Below are 16,197 nucleotides of genomic sequence, written 5' to 3'. Positions count from 1 at the left end.
GATATCTTATGGGTTCATGTTGCAGTTGTTCAAAGTCTACTTCTAAATCTTACAAAGAAATAAGCTTTTTACTCTCTTTAATTATATGTTATTTGATCTGCATTGCACTCTTGCATTTTGGATTTTTATGGGCATATTTAGGTCTAGCTGGAGTTTATATCAGTGCTGCAATCCCAGTTTTTAAGGGAACTTATGAAAACCTCAAATCAAAAGAATTTTTCACCGAAAATACTTTGATGCTCACTGCCACTCTTGCAGCTATTGGAATTGGAGCATATTATGAGGCTGTGGCTGTAATGATTTTCTTAAGGATTGGAGAATATTTTGAAGGTCTAGCACTCAAAACCTCAAACCGCAATATTCAAGCTCTTTTTGACATTACTCCTCAAATTGCAAGAAAAAAAGTGCAAGAAGAATGGATTGAGGTGCTTCCTAGCGAGCTAAAAAAGGGGGATATTGTTTTGGTGAGAGCTGGAGAGAAAGTCCCTAGTGATGCAATTGTCTTGAGAGGGGAAAGTGAGGTGGATTATCAAGCCATTAGTGGAGAAAGTCTTCCGATTTTTAAAAAAGAGGGTGATGAAATTTTGGCCGGAAGCATTAATCTTACCCACTCTTTGGAAATTACAATTTGTACATCTTATGAACAAAGTTCCATCACTCAGCTTGTTTCTTTAGTTCAAGAAGCTTCTAAGAAAAAAAGTAAGGTTGAAAAATTTATCACCTCTTTTGCAAAAGTTTATACTCCTAGTGTTTTTGCTTTTGCACTCTTGATTGCAATTCTCCCCCCATTATTTGGTTTTGGAGAATGGAAAGAGTGGGTTTATCGCTCTTTGGTTATTTTGATGGTGAGTTGTCCTTGTGCTTTGGTTTTAAGTGTGCCTTTGGGATATTTTGGGGGGATTGGCGGGGCTTCAAAAAGAGGGATTTTGATTAAAGGGGGAAATTTTATTGAGGCATTGGCAAAGCTTGAAAAAATCTTTTTTGATAAAACAGGAACGCTCACTCAAGGGAAATTTGAAATTGAAGGAATCTTTCCAGTCCAAGGAGTGAGCAAAGAGGAGCTCTTATCTCTTGCCTCCTGCGCTGAACACCTCTCCTCTCACCCAATTGCACAGGCACTCACCCAGCCCAACCTCTCCCACACGCCGCTCTCTCATCATCAAATTGGCGGTATGGGAATGGAGGCAAATTGCTGTGGGCAAGAAATTTTGGTAGGAAATTCAAAGCTTATGGAACAACATGCAATCCCCATAGAAGAAAAAGAAGACAGTGAGAGCATTGTGCATATTGCAAAAAATGGAATCTATCAAGGTTATATCCTCATACAAGATAAGGTAAGAGAAAATGCAAAAGAAGCACTGCAACAGCTTCAAGATATGCATATTGATCTTGCCCTTCTCTCAGGGGATAGGCCAAGTAGTGTGGAAAAGTTTGCTCAAAAAATGGGGATTAAAGAGTTTTTTGGAGGGCTATTGCCTCAAGAAAAGCTAGAGAAGTTTTTGGCAAACAAAAAAAGATTTAATGCATTTGTTGGGGATGGCATCAATGATGCTCCTGTTCTCTCTAGTGCAGAGGTAGGGATTTCTTTAGCAGATGCTGGAAGTGATTTAAGCAAAGAGAGTGCGGATGTAATTATCCTCAATGATGATTTAAGCAAGATTCCTCAAGCCATCACATATTCAAAAAAAGTTCAAAATATCATCAAGCAAAATATAGCCTTTGCACTGTTGGTTAAGGGGCTTTTTGTTATTTTGGGAATGATGGGAGTTGCAAATATGTGGGAGGCTATTTTTGGAGATGTTGGGGTATCCCTCATTGCCTTACTTAATGCAATGAGGGTGCTAAGAGATTAAAAGAATCCTAGTTTTTCAAAGACTGGGATCCATTCTTTGATTTTTTCTTCTTGAGAAGCAAGTTCTGCTTTAGTTTCATTCTCATTAAGTTCCTTGCCTTCTTTGATGATTTTTTCCTTATGAGAAGAGAGAAGTTCATAAACATAATCAGCCCATCCCGCTTTTTTTCCTTTATTTAAATAAGCATATACAAAAAGTAATTCAAAGCGATTGAGTACAACCCCCTCTCCTGTAACTGGTGAAATAAGGTGATGGATATAATCTGGAGTTTTCAAAGCTTCTTGCAAAATATGAGCATTTAATCTTTGCGTATAGGGCTTAGAGTTTGCAATCACTTCATCATCTTGAGCAAGTTTAATACATTCCTTAGAGGTTAAAGCAATAAGGGCTTCAACTAGCTCGTTATATACAATTTCTCTTTTGAGTTTTTTGCTCAAATGTTCTTTAATTTGGACAACTTCTACCGGAACATTCTCCTTGAGAAGCTCAAAAATTGGAGCATAGAAATTTTCATTAAGATTAAGCACGCCTCTTCGAGTATTAAGAGTGTAATTGATTTGTGAATAAGGGACAGTAAGCACCACGCGAAGCTTGAGAAGTTCTTCCATACATTGCGGAATACTTAATGAAACAGCCCCTCTCACCCAATAATCACTTCTAAAACTTGTTGCAAACATCAAATCTTTAAGCATTTCATACACAGGGCGAGAGTAACTCACTCGCTGAAGCATCTCTCTTTCTTGCTCAGAAAGCTGAATATTGCTTAAATGATCTGAAAAACTTGCATAAGTCCCAAACTGTAATTTTGCCCTTTCCATCTCCTCACCTATTTGCAAGAAGTTAAAGGCAACTTGATTTTCATTACAAAGTTCATGAGCTAGATAAGTATTATCCATTTTATTAAGCGTTTGAAGCATTGATGAGATTTGAGGATTAGTAATTGTTTCTGCACTAGGCAATTTCATAAATTCCTCAATAAATTCTAAGCCCTCTCTTGTCCTTACAGAACTTGTTTGGCCCACAGGTGTAATATAATTTGAATATGCCCTAATAAGATCTCTAAGCGGAGAGATTGCTGCCCAGCCACCTTGGGTATTGTAACTTACCATCACAACTCCTCCATACCGCAATTTCTTAGAAATAAACTCTGCAATCTGTTCTCTAACCTTATACGATACCCAGCTATAAATTCCATGCAAGCAAATAAAATCAAATTCTGGAAGATCACGATTTAAAAATTCTTCAAAACTATCATCATAAACATTAAGAGAAGTTTGAGAAATCTCAGAGAGATGGCGTGCAAAAGCTGCTTGAGATGGATTAAAATCTGTCCCATACCAAGTAATTGTAGGATTTGTAGCATTAAAGTTTAAGCTAATGCCTTGACCAAAACCAAGCTCACATGCATTTTTAATCTTTGGTGGCATCAAACCTTGGGCTAAGAAGCAAAGCTTAATTCTTAAAGGGTTAAGTGTAGAATAGTATCCTTTAGTGTAACTGATATCTGTAACATATCCTTGACTCCAACTGTGCATTTTTTCTCCTTAAATAGTTTTAAAGCCCAAAAATTGTATCTTAAATCCGGGGGGGGGGGGTGAAATTTGATTTATTTTATACTTTTTGAAATTTCATCACCCCAAACTGCAAATCTTTTTATTCTTTGATTTGAAGTTCTACTGGGCAATGATCGCTACCAAAAACTTCAGGATAGATTTTTGCACTCACTAAAGAATCTTGCAGTGCTTTTGAAGCTAAAAAATAATCAATTCTCCACCCCGTATTATTCTCTCTTGCCTTCCCCATATAACTCCACCAAGTATATGCTCCCTCTAATGTAGGATAAAAATATCTAAAAGTATCAATAAACCCACTCTCTAACAAAGTGCTAAATTTTGCTCTCTCTTCATCTGTAAATCCTGCATTTCTGCGATTAGTTTTTGGATTTTTAAGATCAATCTCTTTATGGGCAACATTAAGATCTCCACACACAATGACAGGTTTAGTTTTCTCCAAATCTTTTAGATACGCTCTAAAGTCATCTTCCCACTCCATACGATACTCTAGTCGTAATAGCTCCCTTTGAGAATTTGGGGTATAGACTGTAACAAGATAAAATTTTTCATATTCTGCACAAATGATTCTTCCCTCTTTATCGTGATGTTCAATTCCCATGCCATAAGCTATATTTAATGGCTCTCTTTTAGAGAAGATTGCTACACCTGAGTAACCTTTTTTTTGGGCTGAATTCCAATACTCTTCATAACCATAAAAATCAAAAGTTGCTTGATCTCTGTGCATCTTACTTTCTTGGATACAAAACACATCTGCATCAACATTTTTGAAGAAATTCATAAACCCTTTGTTCATACAGGCCCTTAAACCATTAACATTCCATGAAATTAATTTCATTATCCACTCCATTTTTTGTATGATTAAAAATCTACCATTTTACCTAACAGGATGGATTGATTTGATAAAATCGCGAGATTAAAACCTCAAAACAAAGAAGAAATGATGCAATACTATTTGGACTTTATCAACACTCAAGATATTACAAAATCTCAAATTTTCTCCTCTTTAAAATGTGATGAAGATGAGGCAAAGATCCTACAATATATGGCAAAAGCCTTGCTTAACTCTGAAGTAGAGATAATGGTGTTAGGCCTGATAGAAAATCTCTTTGGCCTTAAGGGTGAAGCCACTCTCTCCTATCTACCTAAAATCAAAAATCTTCTAGAGCTTGGCTGGATTTCTCAAAGCAATTTCTCACGTCCTACCAATACCCTACTTCTTGAACTTTTAAATGAAAACATCTATTTAACCCATAGTTTTTTAAGACTGCTTGAAGATGGTACATTAGAAGTCAAACTTCCCCAAGCCTATCCCTATCAAGATCATCTTGAATACCTCAAAGATCAGTTTTTAAGGATTGATCTCATTGTGCAAATCAATCACCTTAAACTCTCCTATAAACTTGACTCTCCCTCACTCTCTAGAATCCAATACCGCCTAAGCACCCTAGAGCAACAAATCAAATATCGCGTTGAACTCACACAAGCCCCTCTTCAAATCGTTTCCCTCATCAATGATGCACAATTAAGCAATAAGGAACAAATTCTCTTTTTTGCCCTCCTTAAAGAGGAATATTCTGGGGGAGAGGGCAATTTAAGAGAGATGAATGCACTCATAGACTTAATCAGTGAAGATGAATATGACAAAATCAAGAATCGCTCTTTGCTTGATGAAAAAAGCAATTTGATTGAAAAAAATTTAGTGGATTATGATGAGATACTTAGTCCATTTGGAGGAATTGCAAGGACATTTTTTATCAATGAGGAGATTTTACAAAAAATCATTTACCCCAACAAGAAAAACAAAAAAAGTAAAAACACCCTGACAAACCTCATCAAAGAGCAAGAAACCTTCCAGATTCTAGAGCCCAAAAAAGATCTTAAAGATATTGTACTTCCTCCTTCTACAAGAGAGACTTTAGAAGCACTGCTTAAGCAAATGGATATAAAAGTCCTTTCTCAGCTTAAGGCTTGGGGCATCAAAGAGAAAAAAAGTGGAATTGAAAGCAAGATTATTTTCTATGGTTGCGCGGGGACGGGAAAAACACTTACAGCCCTAGCACTCGCCAAAAGTCTAAAAAAACAAATCCTCAATTTTGACTGCTCTAAGATCCTCTCTATGTATGTAGGAGAGAGTGAAAAAAATGTAAGAAAAATCTTTGATAGCTATCGTGAAATCTCACAAAAAAGTAAAAGTGAGCCCATTTTACTCCTTGATGAAGCAGATCAATTCCTCAGTGCTAGAAGCACAGGGGGGAGTGGAGCAGATAAAATGCACAATCAGATGCAAAATATTTTTTTAGAACAGATTGAAAAATTTGACGGCATTCTCATTGCTACAACAAATTTGCTTGAAAGCTTAGATAGCGCATTTTCTAGAAGATTTAATTATAAAATTGAATTCAAACGTCCTACAAAAGAGCAAAGAAAAGAGCTTTGGGAGCTTCATTTACCCAAGAATGCAGAGTTTAAAGAAAATAGGGAGATTTTGTTAGAAAAACTCTCTATCTTTGATCTTAGCGGTGGACAAATCGCACTGATAGTCAAAAATACAGCCTACAAAGTTGCGACACAAAAGCACCCCATTTTTACCTTCGAAGACTTTAGCAAAGAAATTGCAAGAGAAAAAGATGGGAGCTTTGATGGGGAGAAGAGCATGGGGTTTGTGGTATAAGGGATTCAATAAGGGGCTTCTTAGGAAATGTCCACACCCCTATGCTCACCCCTCCTTCCTCTCAAACACTGAACTAGAGATACTATAAAATCTCTCAAAAAATCTCTGCAAGATTTCTGATATTTTTTCTTTTATCTCCCCACGATTGGAGGTTTTACTGAAAAATGAAGATTTTTCTTTAGGGAGAAGTTTAGGAAAGTCTGTCCCATTGAACTCCATTTGTCCATATTCAAACGCCCTTTGAATAAACTCATAGGCCTCATCTTCTTTGAGATTATTATCTCTAATAATCGCCTCAAACTCCTCACTACGCTTTTGCTTGATATACTCTTCAAAATCTTTGAATACATTCTCACTTTGATTATTGACACGCTCCACAAACTCCATAATCAAATCTTTTTTATTGCGCATCTCAAGACTTGAATTAATGCTTGTTTCAATCTCTTTTTTGATTCCCTGCCTCTCTTCATTGCAAGATTTTGCATATTTTTCAATCAGGGCTAAAATGTAGTCAATATTGATCTCCACCTGCTTAATCAGCTCAATCTCAAAAACTAAGTCATCATTGATTTCTTCTTTTTCTGCATTCCTTTCTCCCCTAAGCTCGCCATAGAGATCAAGATACATTCCCTGATAGTCTTGCAAATCCCTTGGTTCAATGATTTGATGATTTTTAAACTCATCAAAACACCCCAAAATATTTCTGATTTTTAAAATCTCTCCAAAAAGCTTAATGAATTCTTTTTGCTTAGCTTCAGAGAGGATTCTCTCCCCTAGAGGAAACTTCTTGAGAAGCTTCTCAATCAAGGTTTTATATCCCTCATATTCTTTGCCCTTTTCATCAGTATAGCCATAGAAGTAGTCCTCAAACTTTCTAAGCAACACAATCCCCCCAGCATCTTTGTTTCCAAAGAGTGCAAGGGCCTTATTAAGGTCCTCTTCCAAATCTCTAAAACACACAATATTTCCAAAAGTCTTAACACTATTGAGGATAGCGATAAATCTTTATAGTAGTTTTGAAACTTTACATCTGTTGTATCATAGCTTTTGCTATAGATGTCTTTTTTTTTGGGGGGGGGGGGGGATTAAAAACCTAGATTTTATCAGAAATCAAAGCTTAAAATTCACATATCTTAAGCACTCAAAGTCTATATTCCTTTGCTAGTGCAATATAGTGTTGAGCAGATTGATGAATAAAGCTAATCTCCTCTTCATTGAGTTCTCGCACGACCTTTGCAGGATTTCCCATAATCAAAGAGCGTGGGGGAAAGATTTTATTCTTAGTAATCAATGAATTTGCCCCCACAATACTTTGAGCCCCTATGATAGCCCCATCCATTATAATGCTTCCCATTCCTACTAGCACCTCATCGCTAATTTCACAGGCGTGAATAATGCAACGATGTCCTACTGTAACATTTTTTCCTATTCTCACCCCTTGGGTATAATCCACATGAATATTAGTGAGTTCTTGGATATTACTCCCCTCATCAATAAAAATACTGGCAATATCCCCTCTTATCACACTTCCAAACCAAATACTGCAATGCTTTGCAATCTTAACATCGCCGATGATTGAAGTTTGTGGGAAAATAAAAGTCTCTGCGTGAATGGCTGGAACTTTGTCCTTAAAGGGAAGAATAAGTGCCTTCATATTGCTCCTTTATATTTTGTAAAATGAAAATTCTTAATAAGAATAAAACTAGATTAGCGTATTTTAAACTTGATATAATCCAAATGAGTGCTAAAGAAGGACGCTTCCTTGTGAGAGGAGGTGGTAGCTATGGAGATAATAATCCTAGTTATAAAGCTCTTAGTCGCTTTGGTCGAGCTTCTAAGAGCTTTTCTTGAGCTTGTAATATAGCTCCGTATGATTAGACAAGAGGCATTATACTCAATCTAGCTCAAGTTTAGTAAATGCTTTAGCACCTCACAAAAAATACAAGGAAGAAAGTCCATAAATGGAGGCTAGATTGGGTTGGAGTTTTCTCCTGCCTCCCCTTGTATTATTTTTTATATAAAATTTTAATCAGTATTTATAGTTTAATTCTTTTTAATCTCAATGCATTAAGCACAACCACCAAAGAGCTTATGCTCATACTTAGGGCTGCAAAAATAGGAGCAATAAACCCTAAAACTGCCAAGGGAATAGTCGTAGCATTATAAAAAAGAGAGAAGAAAATATTTTGTTTAATATTTTTAAGTGTTTTTTGTGCAATACAGAATGTTTTAGAGAGAGTGTGTAAATCAGAATACAGCAAGACCACATCACTGCTCTCAATAGCCAAATCATTACGATTGGCCATTGAGATTCCCACCTCACTTTGCGTAAGGGCCAAAACATCATTAATCCCATCACCAATCATTGCAATTTTATACCCCCTCTCTCTTAAAGATTTGATCACTTCAGCCTTTTGAGTAGGAGAATGTTTAAAATAATACTGCTCCACATCAAGCTCTTGGGCAATCCTTTCTACTTCGCTTTGGGCATCACCACTTAAAATACACATCTCTAATCCAAAGCCTCTAAGTAAAGCAAGTGCTTCTTTTGCATAAGGTTTTAGAGAGTCTTGAAGAAAAAAGATACTTTGAAGCTCTCCATCAACACTCCAAGCAAATACACTCCCCTCTCCAGATATTTCCCCCACCTCTACACCTCTTTGCCTCAAAAACTCAACACTTCCTCCAAGTAAAATTTTTCCCTCACACTCTCCCTCTAATCCTTGGTGATTATGCACAATGACTTCACTGATTTCAAGGCTTGAGGGAATATGTAAATAAGAGAGAATTCCTTTAGCAATGGGATGGATATTTTTCTGCATCAAAGCCTCAAGCAAGGCAGGATTATAAGAGTGAAATTTTTGCTCACGAACTACTTGAGGCATTCCTTGGGTTAAAGTTCCTGTTTTATCAAAACAAAGATAATTCACCTTTGCCAAAGTTTCTAAAAACTTGCTTTGCTTAAAAAGTATGCCCTCTTGATAGGCTCGACTTAGCCCCACAATGCTTGAAATCGGAGTTGCAAGAGCTAGGGCACAAGGACAAGCAATGATAATCACACTTATAGCAACCCTTAAAGCCTCATTAAAAGGATGATGCAAGAAGAGATAAGCACAAAAAGTACAAATTGCACATATAAGGACAAATTGAGAAAATCTTGCAGAAATTTTATTTGCCAAAGCCTCAATGGCGGGTTTTTTTGCTGTAGCATTTTGCATAAGTTTAATCAGAGAATTTAGTGAGCTTTCTTCAAAACTTTTAGTTGCTCTGTAAGTGATAGAACGCATAAGATTAATACTCCCTGAGATTAAAAACTCTCCCTTAGTTTTACTGATAGGGTTTGATTCTCCACTGAGCGCTACTTCATCTAAAAGTGCCTCTTCACTCTCTAGTATTCCATCAATAACAATTCTCTCTCCTACAAGCACTTCAATTCTCTCTCCTACAAGCACTTCTTGAGGAGCAATTTCACAAATCCCCCCTTCTCTGAAAACCCTTAAACTTTGGGGAATTTGAGCACTCAAAGATTCTAAAACCTCTCCCGCTAAGTTCTTGCTTTTAAGCTCTAAGAATTTTCCAATCATCACAAATGTTAAAATCATACTTACAGACTCAAAATAAGTCTCCGCCCCACTTAAAGAGGCATAAATGGAATAGCAATAAGTGATCAACCCTCCACTAAAAACAAGTAAATCCATTCCTACAACCCCCCTCTTTAAACCCCAATATGCACTTTTATAAAAAATACTTCCACTATAAAAAAGCACAGGAGTACAAAGAAGAAAAGAAGCGATATTTAAAAGTAGGGAATACTCTTTTGTAATTCCCTGAAAATATCCAGAATACTGGGCAATTGCTAGCCACATAATATTCATCGAGCAAAAAATAGCCACAGTGAGCTTAATGAAGAAATTTCTTTTTTCCTCTTGACTTTTTTGCTCCATTTCCTCCCCTACACTCACCCCATAACCAAGACTTTCAATAAGTGCGACAATTTGAGCAACACTAAGCTTACTCTCATCAAAAGTAATCACAGCCTTATGATTGGTATAGTGGATATTTGCCTCAATGATTCCATCAAGCTTATTAAGCATAGTCTCATTGAGCCAAATACACGCAGAGCAGTGAATATTATGAATTAAAAAGAGCGTTTGAGAGTATCCGTCTTTAGTTTTACGAATGTATTTTTCTTTGAAAGATTGGGATTGATAATAGGCTGGAGAAAAGGTTTGAATCTTGTCTTTTGGGGTGAGAGCAGAACCTTGGAGCTTGTCATAAAAGCTTTGGACATGATGGTCTTTAAGAATAAAATACACACTTTTGCAACCATTGCAACAAAAATACAGCTCTTTCCCCTCATCATTGCAAACAAGCAATGAATCTTTGGGAAAAGTATTTTGGCAATGACTACATTTCATTGCCTATTCCAAAAAAGCTATTTATTGATTGTATGTTCAAATGGAACTCCCTGAATTCCCACTTTGGCAACATCTTCATTGTTTTGCTTTACAGCTTTTGTAGAGAGTTTTTTATCCTTTGGAGTGATTTTATAATCAGGATCATAGACTTCTCTTAGGATTTTTAATTTTTTAGCATTATCTTTAACACCAATAAGTTTTTCATAAATCACACTTGCTTTAGTGGCTGATTCTTCGCCCAAAAAAGCAACAAGTAGGATTTTTACATCACCTTCTTTAAGTTTATTTTCAATCTCTCCCAACTCTTTTCTACATCCTGGACATCTTGGATCTGAAACCATATAAATTGTTTTTTTAGACTCTTTGTTCTCTGATTTTAAAGAGATATAGCGAGTTTGTTTGAGTGAGGAGAAAAACTTATCCAAGGCCTTTGGGTCAGGATCTTTAATCCCCTCAATCTTTTTATATGTATCTTGAATAAGCTCTAAGTCTGTACTATCACTTGGGATAAGAACATTTGAAAGTCCTAAAATCATTTTGGCATCTGAGGTGATAAATACAGGGATTTTTGTCTTACTCACACTATCTTCTAAAATTACAAATTTAATACTGGGTGTGGATTTGAGATCATAAGCCTCAGTAGCGATAATTTTTTGTCCTGTTTTTTGACTGATATACGCTGATGCCTTATCCAAAAATGCTTTATCTGCAAATGCAAAACTTGCAAGTGCAAAAATAAGTGTGAGTAGTTTTTTCATTTTCCTTCCTTTTTGTTTGATTTAAAGATTAGCCTCAATGAGTGCATTGAGTTGATGGCAAAAATCCTGAGCATTGCCAAGATGACCACTTTCAAGCAATTTTGCATTTCCATACAAAAGTGTAATCATACCCTTAAGCTTCTCTTCATCATCAAGACTTTTAAGTTTTGTAATAATGGGGTGTGTGATATTAAGCTCCAAAATTCTCTCCTGTGGCATACTTTGCCCCATTTGAGCCATCAAGTTTGCCATCATAGGATTTTGAGCTTGAGTAAGCAAACAAAGTGGAGAATCTAAGTCTTTAGAGAGCTTAAACTCACTGATTGAATCTGTAATGCAGGTTTTAAACTTTTCAATTAAAGCCTCAAATTCTTTCCTTGTATTCTCATCAATCTCTTCTTGCACTTCTCCTAAAGCCTCTTTACTTGTAATATCTTTTAGAGGAGTTTTATCAAACTCACCTACATTTGGCATCACAAAACCATCAATCTCATCACTCAAAAGTAATACATCATATCCCTTTTTGGTGTATTTCTCAAGTGTTGGAGAGTTTTTAAGTACCTCAAGATTTTCACCCAAAAGAAAATAAATACTCTTTTGATCTTTGCCCATTGCATCTTTGTATTCTTTTAAAGAGATGTTCTTTGCTTCTTTGTAAGAGTAAAATCTTAAAAGCTCTAAAATTTTTTCTTTATTTTCAAAATCCCCATAAAGTCCTTCTTTAAGAACATTTCCAAATTGTGAATAAAAATCTTTATATTTCGCTTCATCTTTGCTTAAAGCTGTAATCTCACCTAAAATCTTCTTAGTAGAGGCAGATTTGATTGTGGAGAGAATTTTATTTTGTTGAATAATTTCACGGCTAACATTTAGGGGTAAATCCTCTGTATCTACAATCCCTCGAACAAATCGCAAATAAGAGGGGAGCAATTCTTTATCATCATCAGTGATAAAGACACGCTTGACATAAAGCTTTACACCTGATTTATAATCTACGCGATAGAGGTCAAAAGGGGCTTTGCTTGGAATATAAAAGAGGGTGGTATATTCTAGTGTTCCCTCAACTTTTGTATGAATCCAAGCTAAAGGATCGGAATTATCATGTGTTAAAGACTTATAAAACTCTTTATAATCCTCATCTTTAAGTTCTGCTTTACTGATTTTCCAAAGGGCTTTTGCAGAGTTGATTTGCTCATTTTTTTCTTCTTTGATTTCTTCTGTCTTACCCTCTTTTTCTTCTGTTTTTGTTTGTGTATATTCCAAGAAAATAGGGAAGGCAATATGATCAGAATATTTATCAATAATACTTTTTAACTCCCAAGTAGAAGCAAAATTTTTATCTTCATCTTTTAAATAGAGGGTAATATCTGTCCCATAGCCCTCTTTAGAGCATTCTGTAATTTCAAATTCACCTTTTCCATCACTTACCCAAGCATAGGCTTTATCTTCTGTGGCTTTTTTACTCTGAACAACAATTTTATCAGCCACCATAAAAGCTGAGTAAAATCCAACACCAAATTGTCCAATTAAAGCAGAATCTTTCTTTTTATCCCCGCTTAAAGCTTCCAAGAAACTCTTTGTTCCTGATTTTGCAATTGTCCCTAAATGCTCAATTAAATCTTTCTCATTCATTCCAATTCCATTATCACTAATAGTGATGCTTTTGTTTTCTTCAAATTTAATTGAGATTTTTGGAGAAAAGGAGAGAGTTTTGTATTTATCATCTGTGAGAGTAAGATAATTAAGCTTATCAAGAGCATCTGAAGCATTGCTGATAAGTTCTCTTAAAAAAATTTCTTTATTTGAATAAAGTGAATGAATCATCAAGTCAAGAAGTTGATTGATTTGGGTTTGAAATGTATGTTTTGCCATATTCATTTTCCTTTTGTGCTAAAGTCATTAAAGACTGCAATTATAGCAAAACTAAAAAATCAAGAACCAATCAGGGGGAGAGAGAAGGAATTTAGGGGAGTTCCAATAAGCTTAAGAACAATCAATATATTTTCTTGTTTTAAATTATTTTTGAAAATCTTTTTCTTCATCAATATCTAAGCTCACCTCTTTATCCATAACATAAGAGAGGGGATTATCATTAAAGCTTGTGAGAGGGTGAAGTCTTGAGGTGGCATTAATATAAATTGCACCATTGAGAATATAGTATTGTTGCAAATCCTGGCGACGCACAGAACTTGAGAGGGGCAGGAGATGCTCTAATCGCTCATTTTTAATTTTTCTCATTAATAATGGATTTTCCACACTCTCACATACACTGGCCAAATCCTCTTGATACTCTAAAAACTTAGCAAAAGCTTCTTGAATATGGATTTCATTTCTTAGAGGTGAAGTGGGTTGAAGCAAAATGATAGCTTCAAACTCCTCTCCTCTTTGTTTATACCCTTCCAATGCCTCAAGCACACACTCAATACTCTTGCTCTCATCCCTTGCACTCTGTTTGCTTCTAAGAAAGGGAACATGTGCTCCATACTCTTTAGCAATGCAAGCATACTCCTCACTATCAGTGCTCACAAAAACCTCATTGCACACTCCGCTCTTTAAGGCACTCTCTATGCTATAAGCCATAAGAGGCTTGCCACGAAAATTTTTGATATTTTTATTCTTTACTCCTTTACTTCCGCTTCTAGCCGGAATAATACCTAGCACCCTCATAATATATCCATAAATTTTTTTTGAAGCTTTTTGCTCCAAATCTTCTCGGTTTCTAATACCTTAATAAATTCCTGCGCACTTTTTCCTTTACCAAACTCCAAGCAAGGGGGGAGCTTAAGTCCTTGTACTTTTTTAATTGCTTGTAAAATCTCTTTTTCGCTCTCCTTAATACTAACAATCCCCCTACCTTCTTTATATCTTCCCTCTTGTCTTGAACCAAGGTTGATACAGGGGATTCCATAAATAGGTGCTTCTCTAATCCCTGCAGAACTATTTCCAATGATAAATTTACTGTGCTTTAACAAAGTAAGAAATGCTTCAAATTTAAGTGATTTAAAAAGTGCAAAATGAGTATCTGTTTGCAAGATTTTAAAAGCCTTTAAAATAGTTTTTGATCCAAGATCATTATTAGGATAAATCACAATGTAATTTTCTTTGCTTTTTTGTAGAGCCTTGAGAGTTTGAGTAATATGTTTATGCAAAAATTTTTCCTCAGTTGTCACAGGGTGGTATAAAAAAAGAGCATACTCTCCTTTAAAAGGCTTAATCTGATAGTAATGCTCTTGCACTTCTTGTATACTGGGCAGACTTCCAAGCATTAAATCAATATCAGGAGAACCTATAATAAAAATATCCTCTTCTTTTTCTCCTAATTGCATCAAACGCTTTTTAGCTTCAGCATTTGCCACAAAATGTAAATGAGAGAGTTTAGAGATACTGTGACGAATAGATTCATCAATCGTTCCACTCACCTCTCCCCCTTCAATATGTGCAACTAGAATATTATTAAAAGCTCCTACAACAGCTCCTGCAAACGCCTCAATCCTATCTCCATGCACTACAATCATATCGGGTTGATAGGCTTTAACAAAACTAGAGAATTGCTTAATGATATCACTGAGGGCTAGATCCATTCTTTCTTGATGACGATAGGCTTTGGCTAAAAAAACCTCATCAAATCCATCTTTGTAAATTTCAATAAAAGTCTTTCCATACAACTCTAAGAGATGCATTCCACAAGCAAAAATTTTATAATCAAACTTTTTGCTCTCTTTGACCCTTTGCACCAAGGCTTTGATTTTCCCCCAATCCGCTCTCGTTCCTGAAAGAAAAACTATTTTTTTCACTCAACCATCTCCCAAGTGAGATGTTCATCATTCCCAATATCACATCTTGCCCTCTTCCCTAAAATTTCTTCATAAAACTCTGCTCTAATTTCTCCTATACCTGGACGTTTTACCCATAAATTTTTTGCACTAAATACTTCCCCCTTTTTAATAGGAGCAATACTCACACAAGTAGAAAATGCAAAATCAATAGTAACCTGCTCCTCTTGTGTTGCTTCCTTTCTCCCTCCCCTCATCATAAAAATTTCTTTTGCAGAGAGAATTAAATCTCTTGCCTCCTCTTCATCCATAGAGCAAATGATATCAGGACCTCTACGATCTTTTCTATCTGTAAAATGCCTTTCTACAATGCTTGCTCCTAGTGCAATGGCACTTTTGCAAGCATTATTATTTAAAGTATGATCACTCAACCCAATCACAATAGAGGGAAAAGCATCCATCATCTCCTGCATCGCTCCAAGCCGCACAAGATTGGGAGGGGTAGGATAGAGATTTGTAGTATGAAGGAGTGCAAAAGGAACTTGATACTCTTGCAAAATCTCTACAGCCTTTTTGACACTTTGCATACTATTCATTCCTGTAGAAACAATCATTGGCTTACCAAAACTTGCAACATGTTTAAGCAAGGGATAATTATTCATCTCCCCTGAACCAATTTTATAGGCACTCACACCCATTTTTTCTAGCCTATCTGCTCCTGCACGAGAAAAAGGGGTAGAGAGAAAAATCATTCCCTGCTCTTGCACAAAATCCTTAAGCTCTCTCTCCTCTTCTTCGCTCAAAGCACACTCTTGCATAATGTCATAGATACTTTTTTGACTATTTCCTGGAATTGTTTTTTTAGCCAAAGAACTCATTTCATCACTGACGATATGAGTTTGATGTTTAAGAATCTCAACCCCTGCTCTTTTAGCCGAGAGAACCATTTCTTTTGCTACACTTAAAGATCCATTGTGATTAATTCCAAGTTCGGCAATCACTAAAGGTTCATACATATAACCAATTTTGCGATGCTGGATTTGAATAAAATTTGACATATAACGCCCTAAATCTATAGAATTTTCAAGTTTGATTGTAACAAATTATCTTTTTGCATATAATAGAAAGTGCAAAATGCCCTATGGCTTAC

The 16,197-nt window shown here is 35.9% G+C and carries 13 protein-coding genes; 3 read left to right on the top strand and 10 right to left on the bottom strand.

The features are described 5' to 3' along the window. Positions 1-8: 8 nt before the first annotated feature. The gene (locus CQA62_RS01690; RefSeq protein ID WP_104724128.1) at positions 9-1,853 is read left to right on the top strand and encodes a heavy metal translocating P-type ATPase; all 1,845 of its coding nucleotides are present in this window, start codon (positions 9-11) and stop codon (positions 1,851-1,853) included. On the opposite strand, the gene CQA62_RS01685 is transcribed toward CQA62_RS01690, so the two are convergent. Further along, entirely contained in the window at positions 1,850-3,388 is a 1,539-nt protein-coding gene (locus tag CQA62_RS01685; protein ID WP_104724126.1) for a class I SAM-dependent methyltransferase, read from the bottom strand. The two genes, CQA62_RS01690 and CQA62_RS01685, sit on opposite strands and share 4 nt — an antisense overlap. Positions 3,389-3,506: 118 nt before the next feature. Continuing rightward, positions 3,507-4,262, bottom strand: a complete 756-nt coding sequence (locus CQA62_RS01680) for an exodeoxyribonuclease III (RefSeq protein WP_104724124.1) — start codon at positions 4,260-4,262, stop codon at positions 3,507-3,509. Positions 4,263-4,367: 105 nt separating this feature from the next. On the opposite strand from CQA62_RS01680, the gene CQA62_RS01675 reads away from it, so the two are divergent. After that, positions 4,368-6,098, top strand: coding sequence for an ATP-binding protein (locus CQA62_RS01675; RefSeq protein ID WP_104724122.1), 1,731 nt, complete (start codon positions 4,368-4,370; stop codon positions 6,096-6,098). A gap of 45 nt (positions 6,099-6,143) precedes the next feature. On the opposite strand, the gene CQA62_RS01670 is transcribed toward CQA62_RS01675, so the two are convergent. Both CQA62_RS01670 and CQA62_RS01665 read right to left on the bottom strand, forming a co-directional pair. Further along, complete coding sequence (locus CQA62_RS01670) at positions 6,144-7,058, bottom strand: type I restriction endonuclease subunit R, EcoR124 family (RefSeq protein ID WP_232006733.1); 915 nt, start codon at positions 7,056-7,058, stop codon at positions 6,144-6,146. A 181-nt stretch (positions 7,059-7,239) separates the two neighbouring features. Further along, the gene (locus tag CQA62_RS01665) at positions 7,240-7,752 is read right to left on the bottom strand and encodes a gamma carbonic anhydrase family protein (protein WP_104724120.1); all 513 of its coding nucleotides are present in this window, start codon (positions 7,750-7,752) and stop codon (positions 7,240-7,242) included. Between CQA62_RS01665 and CQA62_RS01660 the strand changes: the two genes are divergently transcribed. Beyond that, on the top strand, positions 7,743-7,949 hold the full coding sequence (locus CQA62_RS01660; protein WP_104724118.1) for a hypothetical protein: 207 nt from the start codon (positions 7,743-7,745) through the stop codon (positions 7,947-7,949). The genes CQA62_RS01665 and CQA62_RS01660 overlap by 10 nt on opposite strands. A gap of 185 nt (positions 7,950-8,134) precedes the next feature. Here CQA62_RS01660 and CQA62_RS01655 read toward each other — a convergent pair whose 3' ends face one another. The 6 genes from CQA62_RS01655 to CQA62_RS01630 form a co-directional block, all read right to left on the bottom strand. Then, on the bottom strand, positions 8,135-10,516 hold the full coding sequence (locus tag CQA62_RS01655) for a heavy metal translocating P-type ATPase (RefSeq protein ID WP_104724116.1): 2,382 nt from the start codon (positions 10,514-10,516) through the stop codon (positions 8,135-8,137). A 17-nt stretch (positions 10,517-10,533) separates the two neighbouring features. Next, complete coding sequence (locus CQA62_RS01650; protein ID WP_104724114.1) at positions 10,534-11,274, bottom strand: thioredoxin domain-containing protein; 741 nt, start codon at positions 11,272-11,274, stop codon at positions 10,534-10,536. A gap of 21 nt (positions 11,275-11,295) precedes the next feature. Further along, positions 11,296-13,152 carry a molecular chaperone HtpG gene (gene htpG, locus CQA62_RS01645; protein ID WP_104724112.1) on the bottom strand — a complete coding sequence of 619 codons (1,857 nt, stop codon included), beginning with the start codon at positions 13,150-13,152 and terminating at the stop codon, positions 11,296-11,298. A gap of 138 nt (positions 13,153-13,290) precedes the next feature. Continuing rightward, complete coding sequence (locus CQA62_RS01640; protein ID WP_104724210.1) at positions 13,291-13,941, bottom strand: acylneuraminate cytidylyltransferase family protein; 651 nt, start codon at positions 13,939-13,941, stop codon at positions 13,291-13,293. Next, the gene (gene neuC / locus CQA62_RS01635; RefSeq protein WP_104724110.1) at positions 13,938-15,068 is read right to left on the bottom strand and encodes a UDP-N-acetylglucosamine 2-epimerase; all 1,131 of its coding nucleotides are present in this window, start codon (positions 15,066-15,068) and stop codon (positions 13,938-13,940) included. The genes CQA62_RS01640 and neuC overlap by 4 nt, the downstream gene beginning before the upstream one ends. After that, positions 15,065-16,105 (bottom strand): N-acetylneuraminate synthase family protein, encoded by a 1,041-nt coding sequence (locus CQA62_RS01630; RefSeq protein ID WP_104724108.1) that lies wholly within the window; start codon positions 16,103-16,105, stop codon positions 15,065-15,067. Before CQA62_RS01630 ends, neuC begins: the two co-directional genes overlap by 4 nt. Positions 16,106-16,197: the final 92 nt, after the last annotated feature.

Origin of the sequence: Helicobacter cholecystus, from assembly GCF_003364215.1 — a bacterium.
Classification (GTDB): Bacteria; Campylobacterota; Campylobacteria; order Campylobacterales; family Helicobacteraceae; genus Helicobacter_G; species Helicobacter_G cholecystus.
The sequence above is the reverse complement of the archived record's forward strand: the minus strand, read 5'-3'. Positions and strand labels throughout refer to the sequence as shown.